Raw genomic sequence first — 24,242 nt, 5'->3', positions numbered from 1 at the left:
TGCGTCCTTCAGCCCGACCGAACATCACTTAGGTGCGGAGGGCAACAATGAACGAGGTAGGCCGGAAGCGGCGGACGACCCGGGTGCTGGTGGGCGGGATCGCGGCCGCGGCCGTCGTCGGGGTCGCGCTCGCCGGAACGGCGATGGCGCGCAGCGGCGGCCCGAACGCGGACACCGTGGCACAGGGCGGTCCCGCGGCAACGCCGACCCGGTCGACGTCGCAGAACCCGGTGTCCCGCGCGACCCCGAGCGCGATCGCCACCCCCACCCGCGCACCCTCCGCGCGTCCCGTCCCACCCCCGACGATGCCGACCTGCCGCCCGACAGCCGTCCCGTCCACCCCGACCCGCGGCCCGGTCGCCACCCCGACCCTCCCGCGCACGGCCACCCAGACCCCCGGCCCGGTCTCCACCCCCACGCGCCGCGCAGTCCCCACACCGACGGTCAGCTCGGCCCGCGGCTCAAGGGCCACGCCGACGCCTTCGCCGACGGTGAGTTCGGCCCGTGGTTCGCGGGCCACCCCGACCCCTCCGCCGACCGCGACGCCGTCCCGCCGTCCGGTCCCGACGCCGAGCGTCCCGCCGGCCGCGACGCCGTCGCGGCGCTCTGTCGCTACGCCGAGCCTTCCGCCGACGGTGTCGCCCACTCGTCGTGCGGTTCCGTCGCCGAGCTGCGGGCCGGTCGCGACGCCGGCCCAGCCGCCGACGGCGTTCCCGGCCGGCAAGTAGCGGACCTCCAGCACCCATCAACCACTCATGAGTCGCACGGCCGCACGCTCGCTGAGCGTGCGGCCGTGGTGTTGCTGAAGGTTGGTGAGTGCTGGAGGTTCAGCAGGCGCCGAAGGTGCCGGCCGAGACCCACGCCTTCGCGACATACATGCCGGCGTTGACCCGCAGCCACACATTGCTCGTCCCCTGCGAGCCCGTCACGCTCTCGCCCGTGGTCTGGCACTCGACCGTGACCTGCGCCGACTTGCCCGCCATCCCGACCACCGCGCCACTCGAGTTCGGAGCGTTGCGCACGTTCAGGTACCCGGACGAGATCGACACCGTGCCGCGCCCGCCGTCGCCGGTCCACAGATAGGTGACGTCGACCCACGAGTTGTCGGCCAGCTTGAGCGCGTCCCAGAACACGCCGTCCGCGAGGTCGATCCCCGCCGGGTTCGCAACGGTCCGGCCGAACTGGTCCTTCCCGCCGTTGTAGCCGCTCTGGTACGCCGCCTGCGCCTCGGGCTTGCCCTGCGGCAGGTCCTTCCACATCTCACGCGTCGCGCTCGGGTTCCAGTAGTCGTCCTTGGTGTTCCACGGCCCGACGTCCCACACCGGCTCGAAGGCGCACCGGCTGGCGGTGCAGACCTTCACCGAGTACGTGCCGGATCCGTTGCCGGACAGGCCGCGACGTGACGGCAGGGCGACGAAGTGGTCCCGGCTCACGATCACGTGACCGTTGGCCGTCGTACCGCCGACCAGCCCTTCCCGGGTGGCGAAGACGTGTGACTTGAGCGGCGCCGCCTGGACCGTCATCCGCGGCGCGGCGACCGTGTCGGTGGGCTGCACGGTGACGTCGCCGACCCACGGCGCGGCGCCGGTCGACGGTGCGCTGACGATGATGCGGACCTGGACCTGGTCGCTCGCCGCGGGCAGCGCGGTCGGCGTACCTGCCGTGGCGGCGGTCCACTCCGACCACCTGGTGCCGGTCCACGACCGTACGTCGACCTGCGCCGACGAGCCGTCCGGCGTACCGGAGGTGTAGCCGACGACCACGGCGGACGCCGGGGCACTGAATCGGACCGGGGCGAGCTCGGCCAGGCCGGAGCGTTGCTTGATCTCGGTCGAGCCGATCGCGGCCGGGGCGTCACCGAGGACGATCCGGCGGCCGTCGACCTTGACGTTGCTCGACCCGGCGACCGGCCGGGCCGCGATCGCGACCGGATCCGGGGTGGCGGCGGTGCTCGGCAAGGTCGCGGTAAAGATCGCCGCGGTCAGCGCCAGACAGGCGGTGAGCGCGGTGGAGCGAGTGATACGCATGGGCGGAACCTCCGGGGCGGTGAAGGCTTGGTGCACCCAATGTGACTCACAAACACCTCTTCTGCATAGTCCGTGAATAAATTTCTCGTGACCGAACAGAACCCAACCGGTCACCCAGCGGGTCTGGATCGTTGTGACAGAGGCTGAGGAGAATCGATGACCCGGACCGCTGACGCCGACTTCGAGCGCTTCGTCGTTGCGCAGTCGACACCCCTGCTCCGCTTCGCGGAGATGTTGTGCGGCGATCGGCACACCGCCGAGGACCTGGTGCAGCAAGCGTTGATGCGGTCCTACCCGAAATGGCACAAGCTGACCGGCGACCCGTTGCGGTACGTCCGGCGCGTGCTGGTCAACCGATTCCTCTCCCAGGCCCGCCGGCACTGGAACAACGAAGTACCCAGTGATCCGGTGCAGAACGACTGGGACCAGCGAGCGGTGGCGGACTTCGCCGGGGCGGTTCAGACCAGAGAGGCCGTGCTCTCGGCCCTCGACGGCCTGACCGTCCGGGAGAGAGCCGTGGTCGCGCTGCGTTACTCGCAGGATCTCTCCGAGGCCGAGACCGCCGAGCTGCTCGGCATGGCGGCCGGGACCGTGAAGAGCACGGCCTCCCGGGCCCTGGCCAAGTTGCGTCTGGCACCCGACCTGATCGACAGCGGAGTTGGAGGAAACTGATGAGTGACGAGCAGCGGGTACGCGACGCTCTCACGTACGAGATCGAGCCGTGGCAGCCGGATACCGCCGCGCTGATGCGGCGCGGCAAGCGGCTGACCTGGGTACGCCGGGGGCTGGCCGCCGCCGGTGTCACCGCCCTGGCCGGGACCGTCGCGACGGTGTCCGCCGCGGTCGGCGGACCGGCGCCGGTGAAGAATCTGCTGGCCGGGGGCGGGAAGCCGCCGGTGCCGGCGGTGGTTCCGACCGAGACCCCGAAGGTGCCGTCGGTGGACCCGACCTGCCTGCCGCAGAAGCCGGAGAAGCCGCAGCTGCCGAAGGTCGTGGTCTCGGTGAACAAGACCATCGACCCGAACAACCCGTCGTCGGTGAAGCCGACGGTGCCGGGCAAACCGGGTCTCCCGACCGCGAAGCCGACGCTGCCCGGAAAGCCCGGCCTGCCGGGCAAGCCGAGTCTCCCGAGCACGACGCCGAGCTGGCCGACGGGCAAGCCGAGCATCCCGACGACGAAGCCGTCGCTGCCCTCGAAGCCGACTTTGCCGTCCCTGCCGAGTGTGCCGACCGCCAAGCCGTCCCTGCCGACGACGAAGCCGTCGCTGCCGGGCAAGCCCACTCTGCCGTCCCTGCCGACGGCCAAGCCGACGCTGCCGGGTAAGCCCTCGCTGCCGACGGCCAAGCCGAGCCTGCCGACCACGGTTCCGTCCGCCAAGCCGGTCCCGACGCCGACGCTGCCGAACTGTGTGCACGGCGTACCGACCACGAAGCCGACCGCGCCGAAGCCGACAGTGCCGACGCTGCCGACCCTGCCGGGCAAGCCGACCAGCAAGCCGACCGCTCCGTCCCTGCCGACGGTGACGGTCTCCGGCGGTGTCGAGGTGACAGTCGACCCGGGCCAGCAGACCGCCCGGCCGACCCTACCGAACAAGCCGCCGGTGCCGACCACCACGCCGGCGTTCCCGACGTCGAAGCCCAGCATCCCGACGCCGTCGTTCCCGACGACGTTCCCCACCGGCCACCCCTCCTCAAGCCGGTAGGGCACCCCGCGCCACCGGCGAGTGGGTCACGCAGCCCTACTCGCCGGTGGCGCCGTCCACGAGCTCGCGGGCCACGTCCAGGTGGCCCGCGTGCCGTGCGTACTCCTGCAGTACGTGGAAGAGGATCCAGTTCAGCGTCGGCCGGTCGTCGGTCCCGAAACGGCCGCCGGCCGACGCGATGGTCGCCGGATCCACGCCGGCGACGACGCTGCGGGTGAACTCGCCGCCCGCGTGCAGCTCGGCCAGCAGGCCCGCCAGGGTGTCGTCGGGCCCGAGCGTCCACGGGCTGTCCGGATCGTCCGCGGAGTCACCCCACGGATGGTCGACCTGTTCGGCGACGAAGCCCCAGCGCAGCCAGCGCCGCTCCATGAAGACCAGGTGTTTCAGCAGCTCGAGCGGCGACCATCCCGACGGCAGGCGACTGCCGCGCAAGTCGGCATCGCTCATCCCCGTCAGCTTCTGCTCGATGATGCTGCGGTAGCGGTCGAGGTACTGCAGGTGCAGCTCGACCGTGTCGGCGAGATCGCGGGCCGGCTTCACGACAGTGCCCTCAGGTAGTCGGCGGTCTGGTCGTCCGCGGGGTAGAACGACTCGATCATCAGCTCGGACACCGTGACGTCGAGCGGCGTGCCGAACGTCGCGATGGTGGTGAGCAGCGACAGCTGGTGGCCGTCGTGGGTGAGCTGGAACGGTACGACCACCTCCGCCGGTCCGGGCGGCGCCGGCTTGTCGTGGACGGCGTACCCGCGCAGCTCGTCGTACAGGTCCTGGAGCTCGGGGTCCGCGGTGCCGGCCACCTGGCGTTGCAGGCTCCCCAGCGCGGCGGCGCGGACCTCGGCGATGTTGCCGATCCGGCGCGCCAGGCCGTCCGGGTGCAGGGTCAGCCGGAGCGCGTTGATCGGTGCCTGCAGCAACTTCTCGTCGACGTCCGCGGTGAAGAGCGCGATCCCGGCGTTCGACTCGACGATGTTCCACCAGCGGTCGACGACCAGCGCCGGGTACGGTTCGTGGGCCGCGAGCAGGCGGCGCAGCGTGGTACGGATCGCGAGCATCGACGGCGAGTGCAGCGACGCCTCGCTGTAGATCGGCGCGAACCCGCCGGCCAGCAGCAGCTGGTTGCGGTCCCGCAGCGGTACGTCGAGCTGCTCGGCCAGCCGCAGCACCATGTCGCGACTCGGCCGCGACCGCCCGGTCTCGACGAAGCTCACATGCCGCGTGGACACCTCGACCCGGTTCGCGAGCTCGAGCTGACTGAGCCGCCGGCGTTCCCGCCAGCCGCGCAGCAGCTCGCCCACCGGGCGCTGGAACGTCTCCTCGATCGTGGCTGCCATACCCCGACCGTAGCGGTTCGCGTAGACAGCTCCATTACCTCTGACGTCATCGACGGTACGCCGGGCGCGGCGGCAAGGTTCTGGTCATCACCACGAACCGAGGAGGAAACACCATGAACGCAACCGCTCTCGCCGACCAGTACTTCGCGATGTGGAACGCCGCCGACGCCGACCGTCGGGCCGAGCTGATCGCGAGCAACTGGACCGCGGACGCGACCTTCCAGGACCCGAGCTTCGAGACCACCGGCCACGACGAGCTGAACAAGCTGGTCGGCGCCGCGCAGCAGATGTTCCCGGGCCTGTCGTTCGTCCGGATCGGCGACATCGACGAGCACCACGGCTACCTGCGCTGGACCTGGCACCTGCAGGCCGACGGGCAGGAGCCGGTGGCGGGTGGCACCGACATCGTCGTCCTGGCCGCCGACGGGAAGATCGAGAAGCTGATCGGCTTCCACGACTTCGCCCCGGAGCACTGAACCTTCGGGCAGGTCCGACTTCCGGCTGCATCACGATGGCCGATCGGCGGATGCCCGGTGCCACATCCGCCGCCTAGGTTGACTGTCATGCGGAGATCGTTGACAGCGGCAATCACAAGGGCATCGATAGCTGGGGCCGTGCTGGCGGCCGCCGTTCCGGTGAGTGCGGCGGCCGCCGCGGAGCCCCTGGACTGGAAAGCCTGTAAACCCGGCGCGGTCGAGCAGTGCGCGATGCTGACCGTGCCACTCGACTGGTCGAAACCATCCGGCCCGACCACGAACGTCTTCGTGGCCAAGGTCCCGGCCAAGGACCAGAAGCACAAGCTCGGCGCCCTGTTCTTCAACCCTGGCGGACCGGGCGGCGCGGGTGGCTCGATCTTCGCGGCAGGGCTCGCCGATGCGGTGCTGGCGCAGTACCGGGACAGGTATGACCTGGTCAGCTTCGACCCCCGCGGGACCGGGAGCAGCAGCCAGCTGGACTGCGGTCCGGTGCTGCGTCGCGGCGTACCGGTGTTCCCGAAGTCCAAGGCGCAGTACGACGCGTTGGTGGCGTCGAGCCGGGCGACCGGCGAGCAGTGCCTGAAGCAGCACGGCGATCTGATGCGCAACCTGGACACCCGCACGGTGGCCCGCGACATGGACGCGATCCGGGCCGCGCTCGGCGAGTCGAAGTTCAACTACCTCGGGCTGTCCTACGGGTCGTACCTGGGCACGCTCTACGCGCAGCAGTTCCCGCAGCGCGTCGGCCGGATGGTGCTCGACGGGATCGTCGACCACAAGCAGGGTGCGCTGAAGTTCATGCTGGACGAGGCGAAGGCGATGGAGGACGGCTTCAACCGCTTCGCCAAGTGGTGCACGAAGGACACATCGTGCGCCCTGCACGGGCAGGACGGCGGCGCGGTCTGGGACGCGACCGTGCGCAAGGCCGACAAGACTCCGCTGAGCGGACCGCACGGCCCGGTCAACGGCGACGTACTGCGGATGGCGCTGCCGACGTTGCTGCCGCTGACCTCGATGGTCTCGGACAACTGGCGGCGCTCGCCACCGCGCTGGCCAAGGCGGTCACGGGTGACGGCACCGACTTCGCGAACCTCAGCTACGTCGGCGATCCCGAGACCGCGTACGCCGCGGTGGCGTGCATGGACCTCCCGGGTGAGCTGCGCGGGTACGCCGATGCGCGCGCCCGGCTCGCGCTCGCGAAGGCGGTGGCGCCGCGGGTCGGCGCGGCGGTCGAGGGCTGGGCGGTCACGGCGGCCTGCGCCGGCTGGCCGATCCCGCCGAGCAACCCGTGGGCAGCCACGCCGGTGCACGGTACGGCGCCCATCCTGATCACGTCGACGCTGCACGACCCGTCGACTCCGGTCACCAACGCGCGCAGCCTGGCACGGCAGATCGACAACAGCCGGCTGCTGACGGCCGACGTCTACGGCCACACGGCGTACTTCAACTCGGCCTGTGCGCGGGACCGGATCGCGACGTACCTCCTGGACGGCGAACTGCCGGCGGCCGGCTGTTAATTGAGTGGAAGCTCCGCGGCGGTCGGCGCAGCATGGACGGATGCTCACCGCTGAGGAGCACGACGTTTTCCAGCGCGACGGGATCGTGAAGATCCCGTCCGCGTTCTCCACCGATGCCGCCGCGCGGATGCGGGACGTGCTGTGGGACGAGCTGTCCGCGCGGCACGGGATGGATCGCGAGGACCGTTCCACCTGGACGCCGCTGCGGCCGACCGGCTTGAAGACCACCAAGTCCAGTCGCCCGGCCCTCGGGGTGCTCAGCCCGACGGTGCGTTCGGCGCTCGACGGTCTGCTCGGCGAGTGGACCGAGCCGAAGCATGCCGGCCAGGTGCTGGTCACCATGCCGGAAGGTGTGCCGTGGTCGGTGCCGCATCGGCAGTGGCACACCGATGTCGGCTTCGAGACGCCGACCGAGGCCGTGAAGATGTGGGCGTTGCTCGGGGACCTGGAGCCCGGCGGCGGTGGGACTCCGCAGGTCGCGGGCTCGCACCGGGTCATCGAGCGGTTCCTGACCACGACGGACGAGCGCGAGTTCAAGGCGGTCCGCGACCAGGTGCTGCGGTCCGATCCGTGGCTCCGCAACCTGACCTCCGAGCAGCGCGGTGTGGACCCTCTGGCGCCCGCCGTCATCGACGGTGTGCCGGTCCGGGTCGTCGAGCTCACCGGTCAGGCCGGCGACGTGTACCTGACCCATCCGTGGATCCTGCACTCGATCGCGCCGAACGCGGGCGACGTGCCGCGGATGATGCGCAGCCGCTTCATCTGGAAAGCGCGCTGACCAGCCGGGCGCAACGGACCGGGTCCTCGGTGAGGCCGGCGGACAGACCCCACAGCCAGTAGTCGACGGTCCGCCAGATCACCCAGTCACGCGCACGGTCCCGGTCCAGACCGGCTTCGCGGACCGCGCTGTCGAAGTACCGGACGATATCCGTCATCTCGTCGAGCCGGGTCCAGAGGACGCGCCCGAGGTCGAACTCGATGTCGCCGCGGTACAGGACCGGGTCGACCGTGAGCCATTCCTCGCGCCGGCCGGCCAGGACCTGGTCGGAGTGGAAGTCGCCGTTGACCGCGAGGGTCGAGCTGGTCCGCGACAGCGCCGGAGCGACGTCGAGCGCCGCACGCAGTACGCCCTCCGGAAAGGGCCGGCCGAGCCCGCTCCAGTGCGCTTCCAGCTCCGCAGTGCGGTCGGCGACGATCTGGTCGGTCGACAGAGCCTCGTCGGGTCCTGGTACGGCGAGTCTGCGCATCAGCCGCCCGAGGACGGCGACCGCCTCGTCCACAGGCCGGGTCGTCAACGGTGTGGACAACCGCTCGAGCAGCATCGCACCGGCGTCGACGTCCGCGTCGAACAGGTGGGCCATGCCCCGGCCTGCCCACCAGCGCAGCGCCCAGACCTGCTCCGCGACCTCGGTTCCGGGCGGCGACATCCGCAGTACGAACTCGTCCGATCCTCGCCGGACCGGGATGACAATCGCGTTCGACCCGTGGGCAATCGCTCCCACACTTGTCAGATCCCACCGATCGAACTGTCGCTGCACCACACTCGGCAGCTCGCGCAACCAGTCGGCACCCTCCGTCCACCACCGGGGCATTCGCAGGAATTCCTCGGGCAGATCGATCATCCGGTCACCGTAACCGGGGCAACCCGGGGCAGGACCGATGGCCTCCCCAGCGGCGAGATCGAGGTCCATGATGTGGCCATGGGCGGAGAGGTTGATGTGGACGGGTTGCGGTTCGACGCGGAGGTCTCGCGGCAGATCGAGGCGGTGTACCGGACGCCGGACGTCGTCGAGCAACGGCGGGCGGTGCGGGCGGCGCTCGCGTTGCGGCCCGGTGACCGGGTGCTCGACGTCGGCTCGGGGCCCGGACTGCTGGCCGCGGAGATGGCCGCCGAGGTCGGGCCGGACGGACGGATCTGCGGGATCGACATCAGCGACAGCATGCTGGCGATCGCCCGGACGCACGCCGACGTCCCCGACGGGCCCGCGCCGGAGTTCGAGCTCGCCTCGGTCGAGCGGATCCCGCATCCGGCGGAGAGCTTCGACGTGGTCGTCTCCACGCAGGTCTTCGAGTACGTCGACGACGTCGCGGCGGCCCTGGAGGAGGTACGCCGGGTGCTCCGGCCCGCGGGACGCGTCGTCCTGCTGGACACCGACTGGGGCTCGGTGGTGTGGCGGTCGAGCGACGACGAGCGGATGGCGCGGGTGCTGACCGCGTTCGAGGACCACCTGGCCGATCCGCATCTGCCGCGGACGCTGCCCGACGTACTGGTGAAGACCGGTTTCACGCCGACGCACCAGCAGGTGGTGCCGATCCTCAACCTCGGCTACGACCAGCGCACCTACAGCGGCGGACTGATCGACATCGTGTCGGACTTCGTGCCGGGGCACGGCGACGTGACGCAGGACGAGGCGACGGCCTGGGCGGACGACCTGCGCGGTCTCGGCGCGAGCTACTTCTTCAGCCTGAACAGGTACCTGTTCGTCGCGTCCGCGCTGTGACGTGCCGGGCGGGTGCGTCCTGGGAGAGACACACCCGCCGGCCGGTCGTTCTCCCGCCCCTCAGTGGGAGAACTCGCGGCTCGGTGAACACCACCCATGCCCGAATGGCACTGACCGAACCGCGGGACCACCTAGAGGTACCCCAGATCGCCTCCCGGCAACCACTCCGGCACGCGTATCGGACGGAAAACTTGACGTTCCTCAAACCTTCACCGGTAGTAGCTGACCTGACAGCGGCCTAGTCTGGTCCGCGATTTCGTGCACCCGGGGTCGGTGCGCGGACACCCAGGGGGAAGGAACGGCGATGCCGGAACTGTTCGACGACGAGTTGACCGAGGACGTGCTGGACGAACTGGAGGCGCTCGGTGCGGCCGAGGATGCGGACCTGATCCTCGGCGCGGCGGGAGAAAAAGATGCCTGAGGCAAGGATTTCCTGGCGCGGGTTCACGATGAACCGGCGGACCGTGGCGATGGTCGAGGCCGCGGAGCGGCTGTACGACTCGAAGTTCGCGATCCTGCAGGGCTCGTACAACGCCGGCGGCGTGGACGCCTCGGCCGGCACCCACGACGGCGGCGGCGCGGTCGACGTCGACGTCCGGACCAAGAGCGCCGCGCAGCGGGTCGCGGTGGTGAAGGCGCTCCGGCAGGTCGGGTTCGCCGCGTGGCTGCGGACGCCGGCGCAGGGCAACTGGCCGTACCACGTGCACGCGATCGCGGTCGGCGACAAGGAGCTGTCGCGCGGCGCGGCCGTCCAGGTCGCGGAGTACCACCGCAAGCTCAACGGGCTGGCGAACCGCGGCAAGGACGACGGACCGCCCGGGTACTACGGGATGACCTGGGAGCTGTACCTGAAGGCGCACCCGCCGAAGGAGCCGGTTCCGGACTCGACCATTTCGCTGGCCGCGATGGAGTACGCCCGGACGCACGACGCGATGACCGGCGTCTGGGGCGCCGACCGGGCCCGGGTGATCGCCTGGGCGGCGCATCCCCGCGTCGGCGCGATCACGAAGGCCGAGACGGTGCCGGCGGCCGGCGTGCCGTGGCACCTGCACTTCCAGCGGGTGATCCGCAAGGTGCAGCTGCACTTCAAGCTCGAGGTCACCGGGATCTTCAACACTGCGGTGGCCGGCGAGATGAAGCGGTACGGCTACACGATCGTCGCCTGAACCGGCCCGACCATCGGCAAGGCCCCACCGGTAGCAGCCGGTGGGGCCTTGGTGGTCCACTACCGCCCGGGCATCCCCGGTGCAGCTGTGGAGGTGGAGAGCGGAACCGACGCCGATGCAGGGGTCAAGACGTCAGCTCCGCTTGTCTATGGAGTTGTCACCCTCGAGTCGGCCGCCCAGACCTGCGCCTGGTGGAACTCGAGGTGTTGCCGCATCGCCGCCGGAGTACCGGCGGTGCTGCCGAACCCGAGGTGGTTCATGGTCGGTACGACGACGGCGTGCACGTCGGACCGCTTCACCTCGTCGAGCAGTGCGTGGAACGCCGCGGACTCGGCCGCATCGCGCTCGGTGTAGACGGTGCCGAGGGTGAACCCCTCGGCGCTGGCGAACGCGACCAGGGAATCGGTCGCCGCGGCCAGCTCCTCCGCGCAGCTCAGCGCGTCGGCCCGTACGTACCCGAGCAGCGTCGGCCGGGTGGTCATCGCCCAGGCACCGCTTGGGTGTCCACCAGCACCGGCTCGCTCGTCACCCGGAGGGAGGCGAAGCGGCGACGCATGGCTTCCTCGTACTGCGCTGCCTGCTCCGCCGTGGCGGTGTGGTCCGCGATGGTGTTCGCGCCGAACCAGACCCGCACCCGACGGTGCGTTGCGGGGGTTTCGAGCGTCTCGGTCATCGCGGTTCCTTCGGCAGTCTCGGTCTCACCCCGGACGGCTTTGTCCGGCGTTGAGATAAAGAAACCTCACCGGCACCGACCTTCGGAACACTTCTGAAGGGACCTTTACAGAGGCCTAACGCAGAGTAGGGAAACCCTACGAACGTGCAGGTCAACGCCCTCTGCGCGGCATCGTCGGGGCGGCCGGAAAGCGTGTCAAGAAAGGCTGCAGGTATTTGCAGATAACGATTCGGCGTCCGCTGCTTATTCGACGGCGATAGAAATCTATGACGTCCTGCTAACCCTTTGCGCGCGGCTGCTTACGGACCGGCAACAGGTGCGCGGGGTGTCGCGGGACGACCAGCAGCGTGACGCCCGCGGCGCCGACGGCGAGGGCCGCGAGGATGTTCAGCGTGAGCGGCAGACCCAGGGCGAGCGTCGCCGTTGGTGCCGCCAACGCTCCGATCAGCAGTGCCAGCGAGTCCGCGGCGAAGAAGATCGCGCCGACGCCGGGGAGTATCTCCGGCGGTGCGGCGCGCTGGATCGTGGTCTGGGCCGTGATGAGCAGAATGCTGCCAGGCAGGCCGATCAGGGCCGCGGCGGCGATCGCCACCGGGATGTTCGGGGCGTTGAAGAGCCCGAAGAATGCTGCTGCGGTGGCGAGTTGGGTCAGTGTGAGCAGCTCGCGGGTTCCCAGCAGCCTGGCGGCTGTCGTGCTCAGTGCGGCGCCTGCGAGGTACCCGGCGCCGAGGCCGGAGATCAGGTAGCCCACGACGTACCCGGGGGCGTGCAGGCGGTCGACGGTGAACGGTACGAGCAGCGCGGTCAGGCCGGCGTTGGCGGTGAGGAAGGCCGTCTGGCCGATCAGGATGCCGCGCAGGGCTCGATGCTCGATCGCTGCCCGGAGTCCTTCGAGCGCCCGTGGCGGCTCGCCGGTGGTGGGGTGTCTGCGGGTACGGACCGTCGCGATAATTGCCGCTGACAACAAATAGCTGGCGATGTCGACGGCGAGGACGAACTCGATGCCGGGCCCGGCCAGGAGCAGGGCGCCGAGCGGCGGTGCCGCCAGGCGGATTGCGCTCCCCGTGCCGGCGTTGATCGCGTTCGCCCTGGCCAGCTCCTTGCCGGTCCCGACGACCGCCGGGAGCAGGGCGCGGGCCGCCGGCCGGAACACGGTCGTCGCGGTGTTCTCGAGCAGGATCGCGACGTAGATCGGCCAGATCCGGTCGTGATCCGCGGTCAGGATCAGCCCGACCGCGGCCGCGCTGACGAGGTCCGCGATCCACATCGCCCGCGCCAGGTCCCAGCGGTTCAGCAGTGCGCCGGCCCATGGCCCGATCAGGAGCGGCGGAAGCGCCTCCAGCGCCAGCGTCAGGCCGGTGGCGACCGCGGATCCGGTGAGCGCGAACACATGGAACGGGATCGCGACCACCAGCAGCCACGACCCGATGCCGGAGATCGCGCCGCTGAGCCACAGTCGTCGGAAGTCCCTCACGGCGCCGGAATCTATCTTGTCGGGATAGACATCGGCAATAGTGTTCTGTGAAGATAGGTCGCATGGAGCTTGGCGACGTCCTGCGCGACCGTCGGAAGGCGGCCGGGCGGACCATCGCGTCGGTGGCCGTCGACGCCGGTCTGTCCGTGCCCTACATCGCGAACCTGGAGAACGGTCGCGGCAATCCGACCCTCGCCGCGCTCGACCGGCTCGCGACGGCCCTCGGCGCGCGGCTCGAGGTGCGCATCGACGACGAGGAACCGTCGCCCCCGCCCTCGGGCGCCGCCGACCTGCTGGCCGCGTCCGACCGGACCGACGCTGTCGTCACCGTCGTCGCCAACGGCCGGTCCCGCGCGGCCACACGCCGCCAGTTGATCGCGACCCTCGACTCGCTGGCCCTGCTCCTGGGGCGTCCCCCGACGGCTGCCGACCTCAACCGTCTGCTCGACCTCCTGCAGCTCGCGTAACTGGGTCGCGCGGCGGGAGCGGGACGCCGTAGGGTCCGCGGCATGGAGATCGGGGCGCGCATCGCGCGAGCGCAGGTGGACGGGTTGGCGAGGTCGCGGCGGCAGATCGTCGCCGGGCCGCTGACGGGAATGCTGCACGACCAGGACGAGTAGTACCTGTCGACGATGGTCGCCGCCGAACCCGGGCAGCCGTTCACGCCCGAGGAGGTCCCGACCGCGCTGGCTGTCATCCGCCAGGCCTTCGCCGCCGAGGACCGCTGGCTGAGCGCCGAGCTCGTCGACGAGGCGAGCCCCGGCCTGGCCGAGGCGCTCGCGGCCAACGGGATGACGCTGGTTTCGCGCCTCCCGCTGCTCGTGGTGGAACCCGACGACCTGCTCGTACCTGAGCTGCCGGCCGGCGTCACGGTGCGGGTCGTCGCGTCCGACGAGGACCAGAAGGTGGCGAACGCGGTGGCGGCCGAGGCGTACGAGATGGACGGCGCTGACTTCGCGTTCAAGCCCGACCCGGCCGACGGCGGAGCGGTCCTCGTGTACGCCGACGACGTACCGGCCGCAACCGCGTCCTGGACCGCGGTGGCCGACGGCGTCACGGAGGTCGCCGGTGTCGGCACGATCCACACCCAGCGGCGCCGCGGGCTGGGTGGGATCGCAACCGCGTACGCGACGCTGAAAGCGTTCGAGCTCGGCGGCGCGACGCTGGCCTGGCTGACGCCGGGTGACGACGGCGCGGACCGCGTGTACCGCCGCCTCGGCTACGCACCCAAGGCCACCGCCATCCACCTCGGCGACCCCGGCGGCCACCTGGCCGACCTGCGCTAGCTGCCTCAGGGCTGGAGGATGCGAGTAATGGACGTGTGCAACGTCCTGCCGGCGGCTCTCGTCGTCAGACGGCCCGCGGCCACGGATTCGCCGGCCGCGTGGCCCAGGGCGATCAGGGTGGTGACCAGCCAGTCGGCGGGGAGCTCTCGGGTGATCTCGCCCGCCCGTTGACCACGGCGGATCAGGCGGTCGAAGCGCTCGGTCACAGGGTCGTGGCGCTCGTCGCGGGTGCCGGTCGGTGGCAGGTGCAGCAGGAGTGGATGCCGCTCGAAGGCTCGCCAGGCGAGGTCGATCAGGCGCAGCACGCCGGTCAGCGTGGGCGCTTCGTCGAGGTCGAGCGCGTCGATCGCTGTCAGCGTTTCGTCGGTGAGTCGGTCGAGTACGGCGTCCAGTAGGGCACCGCGCGACGAGAAGTGTGCGTACACCGTTTGCCGGGTGACGCCGGCCGCCTCGGCGATGCGTTCCAGTCCGGCGTCGGGTTGCTCGTCGAGCAGGGCGACAGCCGCGTCGAGGATCGCCGTACGGCTGCGGTGGGCGAGGTGCTCGCGGGGGCCGACGCGGCCGCGATCGTGGACCGGTACTACACGCCCGACATCGTGCAGATCGCCGACGGTGTGACGCTCGACCGGCAGCGGCTGATCAACCACCTCCGCCCGGTACGGAAGAACCTGGTCTCCTTCTCGTACGAGGTACATGAGGCGATCCGCACCGGGGACCGGGTGGCCGCGCGGTTCACGATCCACGCGGAACTGCGCCGCGGGCGGACGATCGCGACCGAGGTGTACCTGTTCGGTGAGCTCGCGCCGGACGGGCGGATGCGCCGGACGACGCAGGCCACGAGGGACGTGACCGCGGCATGACGACGTTCAAGGTGCTCGGGATGACCTGCAGCCATTGCGTCGGGTTCGTGACCGAGGAACTCGAAGCGTTGCCCGGTGTCCGGTCGGTCGAGGTCGACCTACCGACCGGGACAGTTGCGCTGGTCGCGGATCGGCCGGTCGACCCCGCCGCGATCCGCGCCGCGTTGGAGCAGGCCGGCTACGAGCTCGAGGAGCCGCGGTAGGTGAGGAGGACGACGCCGCTCGGGAAGGACCTGGAGCCGGTCAACGTCAGCGGGTGCGGTGAGTCGTCCGGGAAGAGACGGCGGCCGGTGCCGACGACGGTGGGGTAGACGAAGAGGCGGTACTCGTCGACCAGGCCGGCTGCGATCAGTTGGTGGGTGACGTCGATGCTGCCGGTGCACACGATGTCGCCGCCGGCGGTGTCCTTCAGGCGGCGTACGTCGTCGAGGCCGCGGAGGATCGTGGTCGGCGTCCAGGCCGGATCGTGCAGTGTCGAGCTCACGACGTACTTCTGGACCTGGTTGAGGTACGCCGCTATGCCGCTCGGGTCGTCGGTCTGGGCGGGCCAGTAGCCCCGCAGTTGCTCGAACGTCACGCGGCCGGTCAGGAACGCGTCCGCGCGCAGCATCTGGTCGCGCAGCGCGTCCAGCACCTCCGGGCCGCCGTCGGCCGGTCCGAACCAGTCACCGGTCTCGATCACGCCGTCGACGGTGACGTTCTGGGTGACGATCAGGTCGCGCATCAGGATCCTCCTCGCTGGATTCACCGGCTACGTCGGAGCCGATCGTCACCCTTCGACGTCAGCGGACGGTGAAACCCGCCTTGCGGAACGCGTCGGCGAGCGAGGTCTCGTCCATCGGCGTCTCGGACTGGTTGCCACGACCGCCGGAGCCCCGGTTGCCGCCACGACCGCCCTGGCCGCCCTGACCGCCCTGACCGCCGGAGCCACCGCGGCCGCCCTGACCGCCGGGACCGCGACCGCCTTGACCGCCCGGGCCACGGCCCTGACCACCGCGGCCGCCGGGGCCACGACCTTGACCGCCCTGACCTTGGCCGCCTTGACCGCCCTGGCCGCCTCCCTGGCCACGGCCCTGGCCGCGGTTGCCCTGGCCGCCCGAGCCGACCTCGTCGTCCAGGCGCAGCGTGAGCGAGATCCGCTGCCGCGGGATGTCGACCTCGAGCACCTTCACCATGACGATGTCACCCGGCTTGACCACCTCGCGCGGGTCCTTGACGAAGGTCTTCGACAGTGCCGACACGTGCGCCAGACCATCCTGGTGCACGCCGATGTCGATGAACGCGCCGAACGCGGCCACGTTCGTGACCTGGCCCTCCAGGCGCATCCCCGGCTTCAGGTCCGCGATCTTGTCCACGCCCTCGGCGAACACCGCGGTCTTGAACGCCGGCCGCGGGTCCCGGCCCGGCTTCTCCAGCTCGGCCAGGATGTCGGTCACCGTCGGCAGGCCGAACATGTCGTCGACGAAGTCCGCCGCCTTCAGCCGCTTCAGCTCCGACGACCCGATCAGCGACTTCACGTCGGAGCCGGTCGCGTCCAGGATCCGGCGGACGACGGGATACGACTCCGGGTGCACGCTGGACGCGTCGAGCGGATCGTCGCCGTCGGGGATCCGGAGGAACCCGGCCGCCTGCTCGAATGCCTTCGGGCCAAGCCGCGCCACGTCCTTCAGCGCCGTCCGGGACGTGAACGGCCCGTTCACGTCCCGGTGCTGGACGATGTTGTCCGCCAGCCCGGGCGTGATGCCGGAGACCCGGGTGAGCAGCGGCGCGGACGCCGTGTTCAGATCCACGCCGACCGCGTTCACACAGTCCTCGACGACCGCGTCGAGCGAGCGGGACAGCGAGTTCTCCGGCAGGTCGTGCTGGTACTGGCCGACGCCGATCGACTTCGGGTCGATCTTCACCAGCTCGGCCAGCGGGTCCTGCAGGCGGCGGGCGATCGAGACCGCGCCGCGCAGCGAGACGTCCATGCCCGGCAGCTCCTGGGAGGCGAACGCCGACGCCGAGTACACCGAGGCGCCGGCCTCCGACACGACCGCCTTGGTGAGCTTGAGCTCCGGGTGCTTCACGATCAGCTCGGCCGCCAGCTTGTCGGTCTCGCGCGACGCCGTACCGTTGCCGATGGCAATCAGCTCGACGTTGTGCGCGGCCGCCAGCGCGGCCAGCGTGGCGATCGACTTGTCCCACTGGTTCTGCGGGACGTGCGGGTAGATGACGCCGGTGTTGACGACCTTGCCGGTCGCGTCCACGACGGCGACCTTCACGCCGGTCCGGAAGCCCGGGTCGAGGCCCATCGTCGCGCGGGTGCCGGCCGGGGCGGCCAGCAGCAGGTCGCGCAGGTTGGCCGCGAACACCCGGATCGCCTCGTCCTCGGCGACCTGCCGCAGCCGCATCCGCAGGTCGATGCCGAGGTGCACCAGGATCTTCGTCCGCCAGGCCCAGCGGACCGTCTCGACCAGCCACTTGTCGGCCGGGCGGCCCTGGTTCTCGATGCCGACCTTGCGGGCGATCGTGGTCTCGTACTCCGTCGGGCCGTCGACCTCGACGCCCGCCGGCAGCGGCTCGACGGTGACCGTCAGCACGTCCTCCTTCTCGCCGCGGAACAGCGCGAGGATCCGGTGCGACGGCATCTTCGTGAACGGCTCGTCGAACTCGAAGTAGTCCGAGAACTTCGCGCCCTCGGTCTCCTTGCCCTCACGCACCGCCGAGGCCAGCCGGCCCTGGTCCCAGAGCCGCTCGCGCAGCTCGCCGATCAGGTCGGCGTCCTCGGCGAACCGCTCGACCAGGATCGCCCGGGCGCCGTCCAGCGCCGCCTGCGGGTCCGGGACCTCGGCATTCACGAACACCGCGGCCGCGGCGATCGGCTCGACGTCCGGGTCGGCCATCAGCCCGTCGGCGAGCGGCTCGAGACCGTTCTCCCGGGCGATCATCGCCTTGGTCCGGCGCTTCGGCTTGAACGGGAGGTAGATGTCCTCCAGGCGGGACTTGGTGTCCGCCGCCAGGATCGAGGCTTTCAGGGCGTCGTCCAGCTTGCCCTGGCTCTCGATCGACTCCAGCACGGTCTGCCGGCGCTCCTCCAGCTCCCGCAGATACCGCAGGCGCTCCTCGAGGGTGCGCAGCTGGGCATCGTCCAGCATCCCGGTGACCTCTTTGCGGTACCGCGCGATGAACGGGACCGTCGACCCCTCGTCCAGCAGCGCCACCGCTGCCCGCACCTGGTTCTCACCGACCTCCAGCTCCTCGGCGATCCGCTGCTCGATCGACTGCACCACCACTGTCCGTTCCCCTCTACGCCCAACAACCACCGAGCCGTCTGCCCCGGCCAGGCCCCATATCCTTCCCCATCCCACCCCCCACCCCGAAACCCGTCCCACCCCCACCTGTGGACAACCCGTGGGATCATCGCGTCGGGGAGGGGACGCATGGGGCAGCTCAGCAAGTTCATGGAGGCCGACGCCCAACCGCCGGCGGTGGCGCTCAGGATCGTCAACGTGGTCCTGCCGCTGGTCGCGGTTGTTCAGGCGTGCGTTACGCGCCGCCTGGAAGAGATCCTGCTGGCCGTGTTTCTGGTCGGCATCATGCTGCCCGCAGGAATCGCGCCGGGAGGCTCAGCGCAGGTGGCTGCGGGCCTAGAGTCGCGGCGTGTGCTCGGCTCGGTCTACATGTTCCTGGTGTTCACATGCGGCGGCGTGGCGTTCTTCAGCTACCTCCTGCCTCGTCAGGCAAGCCTCCTGGCAGCTCTCGGGTTGGCGGCGCTGGTCGTGATGGCCGCTCGGGTCGGTCGTCGCCGACGTACAGCAGGCTCCCCGCGACCTGATGGACGCGGGGAGCCTCTGTAAGGCAGGTCAGGCGGCTTCGAGGACCAGGTTGTCGTCGTCGGTCTGCTCCGTGGTCGGCTGCTTCGCCGGGCGCATGATGGTGGCGGCGATGACTACGGCAGCGGCGACGATGGCGGCGGCGACGGCGAAGGAGAGGTGGTAGCCGTCGGTCAGGGCGTCCAGGGCCGGCTTGGTGTCGGCGACCGAAGCGGTGCGGGTCGCGGACAGGGTGGCCAGGACTGCCAGGCCCAGGGCCGCGCCGACCTCACCCATGGTGCCGATCAGACCGGAGGCCAGGCCCGCGTCCTCGGGCTTCACGTCCGACATCGACAGGCCCATCAGCGCCGGGAAGCAGATGCCGCCGCCCAGGCCCAGCAGCGCCAGCACCGGCAGGACGTGGATGAAGTAGTTGCCGCCGACGGGAGCCTGCGTGAACAGGGCCAGCCCGACGACGATCAGCGCCAGTCCGGCGATCAGCGGCCGCCGCGGGCCGAAGCGCATCACCAGCTTCTCGGAGTACTTCACCGACAGCAGCCCCATCACCACGGTCGTCGGCAGGAAGGCCAGCCCGATCTCCAGCGCGTCGTACCCGAGCACGCGCTGCAGGTACAGCGAGCCGAGGAAGAAGATGCCGAACATCCCGGAGGCGGACAGCGCCTGGACCAGGTTCGCTCCCGTGAGGGTGCGGGAGCGGAAGATCCGCAGCGGCACCAGCGGGTTCGCGGCAGTCGCCTCGCGGACGACGAATCCGGCCAGCAGCACCAGCGTCACCGCGGCCAGTACCAGCGTCCGCGGAGCGGTCCAGCCCAGCTCGGCGGCCGGCTTCACGATCGTGAACACGCCGACCATCAGCGCCGCGGTGATCAGCACCGCACCCGGTACGTCGGTGCCCTTGCCGATGCCCAGGCCCTTGTCCTTCTCGATCAGCTTCACGGCCAGTACGACGGTCAGCACGCCGATCGGCAGGTTCACGAAGAAGATCCAGTGCCAGCTGATCGCCTGCGTCAGGACGCCGCCCGCCAGCAGGCCGATCGACCCGCCGGCCGACGCGACGAACGCGTACATGCCGATCGCCTTGGCCTGCTCCCGCGGCTCGGGGAACAGCGTCACGATCATGCCGAGGATCACCGCGGAGGTCAGCGCGCCACCGACGCCCTGGATGAACCGCGCGATGACCAGCACCTCCTGCGACCCGGCCAGACCGCACAGCACGGAGGCGGCGGTGAAAACGATCAGTCCGGCGGTGAAGACGTTCCGCCGTCCGAGGAGGTCGCCCAGCCGTCCCGCCAGCAGCAGGAGGCCGCCGAACGCGATCAGGTACGCGTTCACCACCCACGCGAGGGAGGAGCTGGTGAAGCCGAGGTCGTCCTGGATGGCCGGCAGGGCCACGTTCACCACGGTCACGTCGAGCACGATCATCAACATGCCCGCGCACAGGGTGTAGAGGGCCAGCCAGCGCGAGCGGCCGCCCTGCGCGGCCGGCGTCGTCGCCAGGGTGTCGGTCGTCGCGTACATTCCGGTTCTCCTTGCAGTCCGTCGTAGGGGCCTTACACCTCTACGTCGAACCAGGAGGACTCAGATTGACACGTCTTCAGAAGTTTTTTCGCGACGCGGCCGAGACAGGGCGTAGGCCGTCAACGCGGGCACCAGTCCGGACCCCACAACGAGCAGGGTGGGCAGCTGCGACGCCAGCGCGAACCAGGTGAGCAGGACGACGACCCCGCCGGCCACCGGGAGCGGCCGGCGCAGCAGGAACAGGTTGGCGGACCGGAACAGCGACTTGAACGTGGCGTTCTCCGGCGCCTCCGGCAGGATCGCCAGGCCGCTCAGGTAGAGCCCGAGGATCATGCCGGTCAGCGGGATCAGCACCGCGAGCGCGAAGATCCGCACCGGACCGTCGGCGTACGCCCAGAACGAGATACCGAACGCCAGCATCACGGCGCCGACCCACAGCCCGAACGCGGGCAGCCAGAACCGCTTCATCGCCCAGCCGAACTCCCGGAAGAACCGCCGCATCAGCTTCGGCTTCTCCTGGCTGATCGCGTCCGGCACCACCCGCTGCATCGCGAACGCGGCCGGGAACAGCGTCAGGATCCCCAGGCTGATCACCACGAACACGAGCTGCAGCATCAGCAGGTCGCCGACGACCGCCAGCTTTCCCAACACGGTGCTCGTCCGGCCGGCCTTCTCCACCGATCGCCTCCTCGTTCCGTACGGGCGGGTCCTGATCGTATGATCACGAACAATCACGGACAGACCAGGGGATCACATGCTTGCACAGGAGCGCCACGAGCTGATCCTGCGGAGCCTGCGCCGGCACGGCCGGCTCCGGGTGGCCGACCTGGTCGACGAGCTGGGCGTCTCCGCGATCACAGTACGCCGGGACCTGGCCGAACTGGACTCCGCCGGACTGCTCCGCCGGGTGCACGGCGGCGCGATCGGCGTCGGGACCGCGGAGCAGGGCACGCACGGCAGCCGCCTGACGATCGGCATCGTCGTGCCGAGCGCCACGTCGTACTACTCCGAGGTGATCCGCGGCGCCGAGGCGATCGCCGACCGGTACGGCGCGCGGCTGGTGCTCGGCGTCTCCGGGTACGACGTGGCGACCGAGCGTGAGCGGCTCGACAAGGTGCTCGGGATCGGCGTCGCCGGGCTGCTGATCAGCACCGCGCTCGGCGACGGCGACGCGGAGCGGCTGGACCGCCGCCTCGACGACATCGACGTACCGGTGGTGCTGATGGAGCGCGCGTTCGGGTTCCCGCACGCGGCCCGCGAGTACGACCACGTCCGCACCGACCACGCGTACGGCGCGATGCTGGCGCTGCGGCACTTCCTGGCGCTCGGCCACCGCCGGATCGCGATCAACCTGCAGGCCACGGTCACGGCGTACTGGCTGCGCCGCGGCATCGAGTCGGCCGCGAAGGCGCTCGGCGTCGACGTGTTCCTCTCCCCGGTCGACCTGCCGATGCGCGGCGACGACCCCGGCGCGATCGCCCAGCTCGACGCGTTCCTCGCCGAATGCGAGTCCTTCGGCAGCCGCGCCGTCCTCGTCCACTCCGACGAACACGGCGCCCGCCTGGTCGAACGCGCCATGGAGCTAGGCCTCCGCGTCCCCGAGGACCTGGCAGTCATCGCCTACAACGACGTCACCGCCTCCCTGGCCGTAGTCCCCCTCACCGCCATCTCCCCACCCCGCCGCGCCCTCGGCGAAACCGCCTGCGACCTCCTCCTCCGCAAACTCCAGTCCCCCACCACCCCCATCCAGCACCTAAGCCTCCTCCCCACCCTCAACATCCGCACCTCCTGCGGCACCGCCGACAGATAGGGAAGGGCGATGGAGTACGCCGAGTTCGAGGTCGAGTACAAGCAGGTCTACGAGGCAATCCTCAACGCTCGCGGAGACCGGAACTTGACCGAGGACGCCGCACGACTCTCGGCCCTGGCAGCCCAGATCGACGACGAGGACGACCGCGAAAACACTCTCCGGATGCAGGCCGGCGCTGTGCACCTCATGCAACAAAGGTGACGAGCTTCCGGGAGCTGATACGCAGCCCTGTGGATCGTGCGAAGCATGCCTGCACCGCCGGCGGGTAAAGTCAGAGGACTGCGCCACGGGGAGGAATCGATGGAGTACGCCGAGTTCAAGCCCGAGTACAAGCGGGTGTTCGAGGTGATCCTCAACGGCCGAGGCGACCGGGACCTGACCGCCGACGTCGCCCGCTTGCACGCCTTGGCTGCCCAGATCGACGACGAGGACGACCGGGAAGACGCCCTCCTGGAAGTCACGGGAATCGAAAGCATCCTCGCCCGAGAGCCCGCCGAACCTCCGTCGGAGATCATCGTGCTGGCGCGCGAGGTGTACGCCGAGGCTGTCCGCGACGACGGCACAGTAGCCGAACGCCTGGCCCGTGCCGAGGAGGGGATGCGGGCCCTCGAGCGACTCTCACCTGGCGCCAATCCGGACGAGAAGGTGGCGATCGGGGACTACGAGCACACACTCCACATGCAGATCGGCGCTTTGCGACTCATGCAATGAAGGTCACCAGCTTTCAGGAGCTGATGCGCGAGCAGGCGAATGCTGCCGTGCGGATCTCGGGTGCTCATCACTCGTCATGGAATGGGCGTTACGGAGCGCCGATCGCGCGCCAGAGTGACCTCGGCGGTACGGCCAACTGGGACAACTCGATCTCGTACAACCCGCGCCACGTGGACGAGCGCCTCAAAGACATGTTTCGCAACGCGCGGGTGCACATGCAGGATCGTGCTGACCTCGTCGGGTACCGCGACGCCCTGCGGGTCGTCTTGCACGAGAACGTGCATCTCCTCGCGTCGGAGGGCCGCGAGCATTCGCAGTCGTACAACGCGATGGCAACCCGTCCCGGTGTTCGCCCGCTCGAGGAGGGTGTGACCGAGCTCTACTCGCACCAGGTTCTCGACGACTACATCGACGAGCTCGGGGTCGACCAGATCGCGCCGGGAATCAAGGACGTCAAGAGCCCGAAGGTTTACAAGGAGTACACGCCCGCGGTGGAGGCCTTCGCCGAGACGATCGAGCGTAAGTCCGGAGTGCAGCGCGATGAGCTCATTGGCCGGCTGGCCGTCGTACCTGCCGATCAGAAGTTCAAGGTGGCCGCTGCGGCGATGTACGACAACAGCCGCCTGCCCGGGATGATCCCGGAAGACCAGCGGGAGCAAGCCATCGGGCAGATAGCGAACGCGATGAGCGCCGGGTTCGGTCGAGTGGAGAAGCTGCCCAAGAGCGCGGACGCGGACGCGCGGCGAGCGATCGGTCTGGAAGCTGCGGTCGAGGGTTCGAAGGTGATGAGCCGGCTGAAGCAGCAGTGGCAGATGCCGTCGCCGGATCGTCAGGTTCAGCGGGGGGTGCAGGCCGGGCAGCAGCGCACCACGCAGCCGGGCCGCGGTGGCGGACCACACCCTCCCGCGGCTGCCCCGGCCGCTCAGACAGCGTCGGCGGCAACGGCAGGCACGGCTTCGCCGGCCTCGGACGTGCAAACGGGTCCAACTCCTCAAGCCACTCCCGTGGCCCCCGCGGCTCAAGCTGGTCCGGCCGGGCCGACCGCCAAAACGTCGCCCGCGGCCTCGGGCGCTCAAGGTGGTCCGGCGGCTCCTGAGTTGCCGCCGGATATTGCCGCGGCGGCGCGGGTCGGGTTGTCTGGGCCTCCGTTGCGGGTGGCTGGGCGGTTGAGTGTTGATCGGCAGGGGGCTCGGGGCGCGGGGGCGGCTGCGGCCGGTGTTGAGCGGCAGGGGCCTGAGGCGCGGCGCTGATGAGGGCTGCCAGCCGGAACTTTGATCGGTCTCGTTCCAGTCTTGATCGAATGTGATCATTCGAGCGCTTGGGTATTGACGAGGAAAGCCCTTTCCCATACTTTCGCTGCACTTAGGGGTCGTG

Annotated in this window: 30 protein-coding genes; 17 read left to right on the top strand and 13 right to left on the bottom strand. The window is 70.1% G+C overall.

The annotated features are described in order from the left end of the window. Positions 1 to 28: 28 nt before the first annotated feature. On the bottom strand, positions 29 to 742 hold the full coding sequence (locus ABZW60_RS09055; RefSeq protein ID WP_355475201.1) for a hypothetical protein: 714 nt from the start codon (positions 740 to 742) through the stop codon (positions 29 to 31). A gap of 85 nt (positions 743 to 827) precedes the next feature. Continuing rightward, positions 828 to 2,027, bottom strand: a complete 1,200-nt coding sequence (locus ABZW60_RS09050; protein WP_355475200.1) for a hypothetical protein — start codon at positions 2,025 to 2,027, stop codon at positions 828 to 830. Positions 2,028 to 2,183: 156 nt separating this feature from the next. Here ABZW60_RS09050 and ABZW60_RS09045 point away from each other — a divergent pair, with 156 nt between their 5' ends. Together ABZW60_RS09045 and ABZW60_RS09040 are read left to right on the top strand one after the other, a co-directional pair. Next, complete coding sequence (locus ABZW60_RS09045) at positions 2,184 to 2,699, top strand: SigE family RNA polymerase sigma factor (protein ID WP_355475199.1); 516 nt, start codon at positions 2,184 to 2,186, stop codon at positions 2,697 to 2,699. Further along, positions 2,699 to 3,730, top strand: coding sequence for a hypothetical protein (locus ABZW60_RS09040; protein ID WP_355475198.1), 1,032 nt, complete (start codon positions 2,699 to 2,701; stop codon positions 3,728 to 3,730). The genes ABZW60_RS09045 and ABZW60_RS09040 overlap by 1 nt, the downstream gene beginning before the upstream one ends. A 36-nt stretch (positions 3,731 to 3,766) precedes the next feature. On the opposite strand, the gene ABZW60_RS09035 is transcribed toward ABZW60_RS09040, so the two are convergent. Together ABZW60_RS09035 and ABZW60_RS09030 are read right to left on the bottom strand one after the other, a co-directional pair. Continuing rightward, positions 3,767 to 4,270 carry a DinB family protein gene (locus ABZW60_RS09035; protein ID WP_355475197.1) on the bottom strand — a complete coding sequence of 168 codons (504 nt, stop codon included), beginning with the start codon at positions 4,268 to 4,270 and terminating at the stop codon, positions 3,767 to 3,769. Further along, a complete protein-coding gene (locus tag ABZW60_RS09030; RefSeq protein WP_355475196.1) occupies positions 4,267 to 5,061 on the bottom strand; it encodes a helix-turn-helix transcriptional regulator in 795 nt (264 codons plus the stop codon). The genes ABZW60_RS09035 and ABZW60_RS09030 overlap by 4 nt, the downstream gene beginning before the upstream one ends. Before the next feature lie 113 nt (positions 5,062 to 5,174). Between ABZW60_RS09030 and ABZW60_RS09025 the strand changes: the two genes are divergently transcribed. From ABZW60_RS09025 to ABZW60_RS09010, 4 genes are all read left to right on the top strand, one after another. Continuing rightward, positions 5,175 to 5,537: a nuclear transport factor 2 family protein gene (locus tag ABZW60_RS09025; RefSeq protein ID WP_355475195.1), complete on the top strand. Its 363-nt coding sequence runs from the start codon at positions 5,175 to 5,177 to the stop codon at positions 5,535 to 5,537. 87 nt (positions 5,538 to 5,624) lie between these two features. Then, positions 5,625 to 6,866 carry an alpha/beta fold hydrolase gene (locus tag ABZW60_RS09020; RefSeq protein ID WP_355475194.1) on the top strand — a complete coding sequence of 414 codons (1,242 nt, stop codon included), beginning with the start codon at positions 5,625 to 5,627 and terminating at the stop codon, positions 6,864 to 6,866. After that, positions 6,842 to 7,054, top strand: a complete 213-nt coding sequence (locus ABZW60_RS09015) for an alpha/beta hydrolase (RefSeq protein WP_355475193.1) — start codon at positions 6,842 to 6,844, stop codon at positions 7,052 to 7,054. Before ABZW60_RS09020 ends, ABZW60_RS09015 begins: the two co-directional genes overlap by 25 nt. Positions 7,055 to 7,094: 40 nt before the next feature. Then, positions 7,095 to 7,832 carry a phytanoyl-CoA dioxygenase family protein gene (locus tag ABZW60_RS09010; protein ID WP_355475192.1) on the top strand — a complete coding sequence of 246 codons (738 nt, stop codon included), beginning with the start codon at positions 7,095 to 7,097 and terminating at the stop codon, positions 7,830 to 7,832. Here ABZW60_RS09010 and ABZW60_RS09005 read toward each other — a convergent pair. Next, positions 7,813 to 8,676, bottom strand: a complete 864-nt coding sequence (locus ABZW60_RS09005) for an aminoglycoside phosphotransferase family protein (protein WP_355475191.1) — start codon at positions 8,674 to 8,676, stop codon at positions 7,813 to 7,815. The two genes, ABZW60_RS09010 and ABZW60_RS09005, sit on opposite strands and share 20 nt — an antisense overlap. Before the next feature lie 78 nt (positions 8,677 to 8,754). Here ABZW60_RS09005 and ABZW60_RS09000 point away from each other — a divergent pair, with 78 nt between their 5' ends. Beyond that, positions 8,755 to 9,555 carry a methyltransferase domain-containing protein gene (locus ABZW60_RS09000; protein ID WP_355475190.1) on the top strand — a complete coding sequence of 267 codons (801 nt, stop codon included), beginning with the start codon at positions 8,755 to 8,757 and terminating at the stop codon, positions 9,553 to 9,555. A gap of 413 nt (positions 9,556 to 9,968) precedes the next feature. Next, on the top strand, positions 9,969 to 10,721 hold the full coding sequence (locus tag ABZW60_RS08995) for a hypothetical protein (protein WP_355475189.1): 753 nt from the start codon (positions 9,969 to 9,971) through the stop codon (positions 10,719 to 10,721). A gap of 146 nt (positions 10,722 to 10,867) precedes the next feature. Here ABZW60_RS08995 and ABZW60_RS08990 read toward each other — a convergent pair whose 3' ends face one another. The 3 genes from ABZW60_RS08990 to ABZW60_RS08980 form a co-directional block, all read right to left on the bottom strand. Next, positions 10,868 to 11,203 carry a hypothetical protein gene (locus ABZW60_RS08990; protein ID WP_355475188.1) on the bottom strand — a complete coding sequence of 112 codons (336 nt, stop codon included), beginning with the start codon at positions 11,201 to 11,203 and terminating at the stop codon, positions 10,868 to 10,870. Then, positions 11,200 to 11,394 (bottom strand): hypothetical protein, encoded by a 195-nt coding sequence (locus ABZW60_RS08985; RefSeq protein WP_355475187.1) that lies wholly within the window; start codon positions 11,392 to 11,394, stop codon positions 11,200 to 11,202. The genes ABZW60_RS08990 and ABZW60_RS08985 overlap by 4 nt, the downstream gene beginning before the upstream one ends. A 277-nt stretch (positions 11,395 to 11,671) precedes the next feature. Then, positions 11,672 to 12,868, bottom strand: a complete 1,197-nt coding sequence (locus ABZW60_RS08980; protein WP_355475186.1) for an MFS transporter — start codon at positions 12,866 to 12,868, stop codon at positions 11,672 to 11,674. A 62-nt stretch (positions 12,869 to 12,930) separates the two neighbouring features. Here ABZW60_RS08980 and ABZW60_RS08975 point away from each other — a divergent pair, with 62 nt between their 5' ends. After that, positions 12,931 to 13,335: a helix-turn-helix transcriptional regulator gene (locus tag ABZW60_RS08975; protein ID WP_355475185.1), complete on the top strand. Its 405-nt coding sequence runs from the start codon at positions 12,931 to 12,933 to the stop codon at positions 13,333 to 13,335. 165 nt (positions 13,336 to 13,500) lie between these two features. After that, entirely contained in the window at positions 13,501 to 14,154 is a 654-nt protein-coding gene (locus tag ABZW60_RS08970) for a GNAT family N-acetyltransferase (RefSeq protein ID WP_355475184.1), read from the top strand. Positions 14,155 to 14,159: 5 nt separating this feature from the next. On the opposite strand, the gene ABZW60_RS08965 is transcribed toward ABZW60_RS08970, so the two are convergent. Then, entirely contained in the window at positions 14,160 to 14,579 is a 420-nt protein-coding gene (locus tag ABZW60_RS08965) for a TetR/AcrR family transcriptional regulator (RefSeq protein ID WP_355475886.1), read from the bottom strand. A 105-nt stretch (positions 14,580 to 14,684) separates the two neighbouring features. Between ABZW60_RS08965 and ABZW60_RS08960 the strand changes: the two genes are divergently transcribed. Both ABZW60_RS08960 and ABZW60_RS08955 read left to right on the top strand, forming a co-directional pair. Beyond that, positions 14,685 to 15,014 carry a nuclear transport factor 2 family protein gene (locus tag ABZW60_RS08960; protein ID WP_355475183.1) on the top strand — a complete coding sequence of 110 codons (330 nt, stop codon included), beginning with the start codon at positions 14,685 to 14,687 and terminating at the stop codon, positions 15,012 to 15,014. Then, positions 15,011 to 15,217, top strand: a complete 207-nt coding sequence (locus ABZW60_RS08955; RefSeq protein WP_355475182.1) for a heavy metal-associated domain-containing protein — start codon at positions 15,011 to 15,013, stop codon at positions 15,215 to 15,217. Before ABZW60_RS08960 ends, ABZW60_RS08955 begins: the two co-directional genes overlap by 4 nt. Here ABZW60_RS08955 and ABZW60_RS08950 read toward each other — a convergent pair. Beyond that, positions 15,193 to 15,738, bottom strand: a complete 546-nt coding sequence (locus tag ABZW60_RS08950; protein WP_355475181.1) for a dihydrofolate reductase family protein — start codon at positions 15,736 to 15,738, stop codon at positions 15,193 to 15,195. The two genes, ABZW60_RS08955 and ABZW60_RS08950, sit on opposite strands and share 25 nt — an antisense overlap. A 58-nt stretch (positions 15,739 to 15,796) precedes the next feature. Then, complete coding sequence (locus ABZW60_RS08945; protein ID WP_355475180.1) at positions 15,797 to 18,283, bottom strand: Tex family protein; 2,487 nt, start codon at positions 18,281 to 18,283, stop codon at positions 15,797 to 15,799. Positions 18,284 to 18,436: 153 nt separating this feature from the next. Here ABZW60_RS08945 and ABZW60_RS08940 point away from each other — a divergent pair, with 153 nt between their 5' ends. Then, positions 18,437 to 18,853: a hypothetical protein gene (locus ABZW60_RS08940; protein WP_355475179.1), complete on the top strand. Its 417-nt coding sequence runs from the start codon at positions 18,437 to 18,439 to the stop codon at positions 18,851 to 18,853. A gap of 6 nt (positions 18,854 to 18,859) precedes the next feature. Here the strand turns inward: ABZW60_RS08940 and ABZW60_RS08935 are convergent, their stop codons facing one another. After that, positions 18,860 to 20,347, bottom strand: a complete 1,488-nt coding sequence (locus ABZW60_RS08935) for a DHA2 family efflux MFS transporter permease subunit (RefSeq protein ID WP_355475178.1) — start codon at positions 20,345 to 20,347, stop codon at positions 18,860 to 18,862. A gap of 60 nt (positions 20,348 to 20,407) precedes the next feature. Next, complete coding sequence (locus ABZW60_RS08930) at positions 20,408 to 21,025, bottom strand: DUF624 domain-containing protein (protein WP_355475177.1); 618 nt, start codon at positions 21,023 to 21,025, stop codon at positions 20,408 to 20,410. A gap of 76 nt (positions 21,026 to 21,101) precedes the next feature. Between ABZW60_RS08930 and ABZW60_RS08925 the strand changes: the two genes are divergently transcribed. The 4 genes from ABZW60_RS08925 to ABZW60_RS08910 all read left to right on the top strand — a co-directional run bounded on the left by ABZW60_RS08925 (position 21,102) and on the right by ABZW60_RS08910 (position 24,118). Further along, entirely contained in the window at positions 21,102 to 22,157 is a 1,056-nt protein-coding gene (locus ABZW60_RS08925; protein WP_355475176.1) for a substrate-binding domain-containing protein, read from the top strand. A 9-nt stretch (positions 22,158 to 22,166) separates the two neighbouring features. Next, positions 22,167 to 22,358, top strand: a complete 192-nt coding sequence (locus ABZW60_RS08920; protein WP_355475175.1) for a hypothetical protein — start codon at positions 22,167 to 22,169, stop codon at positions 22,356 to 22,358. A gap of 99 nt (positions 22,359 to 22,457) precedes the next feature. Beyond that, on the top strand, positions 22,458 to 22,868 hold the full coding sequence (locus ABZW60_RS08915; RefSeq protein ID WP_355475174.1) for a hypothetical protein: 411 nt from the start codon (positions 22,458 to 22,460) through the stop codon (positions 22,866 to 22,868). Further along, complete coding sequence (locus ABZW60_RS08910) at positions 22,865 to 24,118, top strand: hypothetical protein (RefSeq protein ID WP_355475173.1); 1,254 nt, start codon at positions 22,865 to 22,867, stop codon at positions 24,116 to 24,118. Before ABZW60_RS08915 ends, ABZW60_RS08910 begins: the two co-directional genes overlap by 4 nt. Positions 24,119 to 24,242: the final 124 nt, after the last annotated feature.

The sequence above is a fragment of the Kribbella sp. NPDC003557 genome, from assembly GCF_040610805.1.
In the GTDB taxonomy this organism is placed as follows: domain Bacteria; phylum Actinomycetota; class Actinomycetes; order Propionibacteriales; family Kribbellaceae; genus Kribbella.
Note: the sequence above shows the minus strand (reverse complement) of the source record. Positions and strands in the feature narration are given on the sequence as shown.

What these genes read in the sequence shown, in the direction of transcription:
- ABZW60_RS09050 (WP_355475200.1), bottom strand. Translation starts at nt 2,027, where the DNA reads ATGCGTATCACTCGCTCCACCGCGCTCACCGCCTGTCTGGCGCTGACC.
- ABZW60_RS09045 (WP_355475199.1), top strand. Translation starts at nt 2,184, where the DNA reads ATGACCCGGACCGCTGACGCCGACTTCGAGCGCTTCGTCGTTGCGCAG.
- ABZW60_RS09040 (WP_355475198.1), top strand. Translation starts at nt 2,699, where the DNA reads ATGAGTGACGAGCAGCGGGTACGCGACGCTCTCACGTACGAGATCGAG.
- ABZW60_RS09030 (WP_355475196.1), bottom strand. Translation starts at nt 5,061, where the DNA reads ATGGCAGCCACGATCGAGGAGACGTTCCAGCGCCCGGTGGGCGAGCTG.
- ABZW60_RS09025 (WP_355475195.1), top strand. Translation starts at nt 5,175, where the DNA reads ATGAACGCAACCGCTCTCGCCGACCAGTACTTCGCGATGTGGAACGCC.
- ABZW60_RS09020 (WP_355475194.1), top strand. Translation starts at nt 5,625, where the DNA reads ATGCGGAGATCGTTGACAGCGGCAATCACAAGGGCATCGATAGCTGGG.
- ABZW60_RS09010 (WP_355475192.1), top strand. Translation starts at nt 7,095, where the DNA reads ATGCTCACCGCTGAGGAGCACGACGTTTTCCAGCGCGACGGGATCGTG.
- ABZW60_RS09005 (WP_355475191.1), bottom strand. Translation starts at nt 8,676, where the DNA reads ATGATCGATCTGCCCGAGGAATTCCTGCGAATGCCCCGGTGGTGGACG.
- ABZW60_RS09000 (WP_355475190.1), top strand. Translation starts at nt 8,755, where the DNA reads ATGGGCGGAGAGGTTGATGTGGACGGGTTGCGGTTCGACGCGGAGGTC.
- ABZW60_RS08995 (WP_355475189.1), top strand. Translation starts at nt 9,969, where the DNA reads ATGCCTGAGGCAAGGATTTCCTGGCGCGGGTTCACGATGAACCGGCGG.
- ABZW60_RS08990 (WP_355475188.1), bottom strand. Translation starts at nt 11,203, where the DNA reads ATGACCACCCGGCCGACGCTGCTCGGGTACGTACGGGCCGACGCGCTG.
- ABZW60_RS08985 (WP_355475187.1), bottom strand. Translation starts at nt 11,394, where the DNA reads ATGACCGAGACGCTCGAAACCCCCGCAACGCACCGTCGGGTGCGGGTC.
- ABZW60_RS08975 (WP_355475185.1), top strand. Translation starts at nt 12,931, where the DNA reads ATGGAGCTTGGCGACGTCCTGCGCGACCGTCGGAAGGCGGCCGGGCGG.
- ABZW60_RS08970 (WP_355475184.1), top strand. Translation starts at nt 13,501, where the DNA reads ATGGTCGCCGCCGAACCCGGGCAGCCGTTCACGCCCGAGGAGGTCCCG.
- ABZW60_RS08955 (WP_355475182.1), top strand. Translation starts at nt 15,011, where the DNA reads ATGACGACGTTCAAGGTGCTCGGGATGACCTGCAGCCATTGCGTCGGG.
- ABZW60_RS08950 (WP_355475181.1), bottom strand. Translation starts at nt 15,738, where the DNA reads ATGCGCGACCTGATCGTCACCCAGAACGTCACCGTCGACGGCGTGATC.
- ABZW60_RS08940 (WP_355475179.1), top strand. Translation starts at nt 18,437, where the DNA reads ATGGGGCAGCTCAGCAAGTTCATGGAGGCCGACGCCCAACCGCCGGCG.
- ABZW60_RS08935 (WP_355475178.1), bottom strand. Translation starts at nt 20,347, where the DNA reads ATGTACGCGACGACCGACACCCTGGCGACGACGCCGGCCGCGCAGGGC.
- ABZW60_RS08925 (WP_355475176.1), top strand. Translation starts at nt 21,102, where the DNA reads ATGCTTGCACAGGAGCGCCACGAGCTGATCCTGCGGAGCCTGCGCCGG.
- ABZW60_RS08920 (WP_355475175.1), top strand. Translation starts at nt 22,167, where the DNA reads ATGGAGTACGCCGAGTTCGAGGTCGAGTACAAGCAGGTCTACGAGGCA.
- ABZW60_RS08915 (WP_355475174.1), top strand. Translation starts at nt 22,458, where the DNA reads ATGGAGTACGCCGAGTTCAAGCCCGAGTACAAGCGGGTGTTCGAGGTG.
- ABZW60_RS08910 (WP_355475173.1), top strand. Translation starts at nt 22,865, where the DNA reads ATGAAGGTCACCAGCTTTCAGGAGCTGATGCGCGAGCAGGCGAATGCT.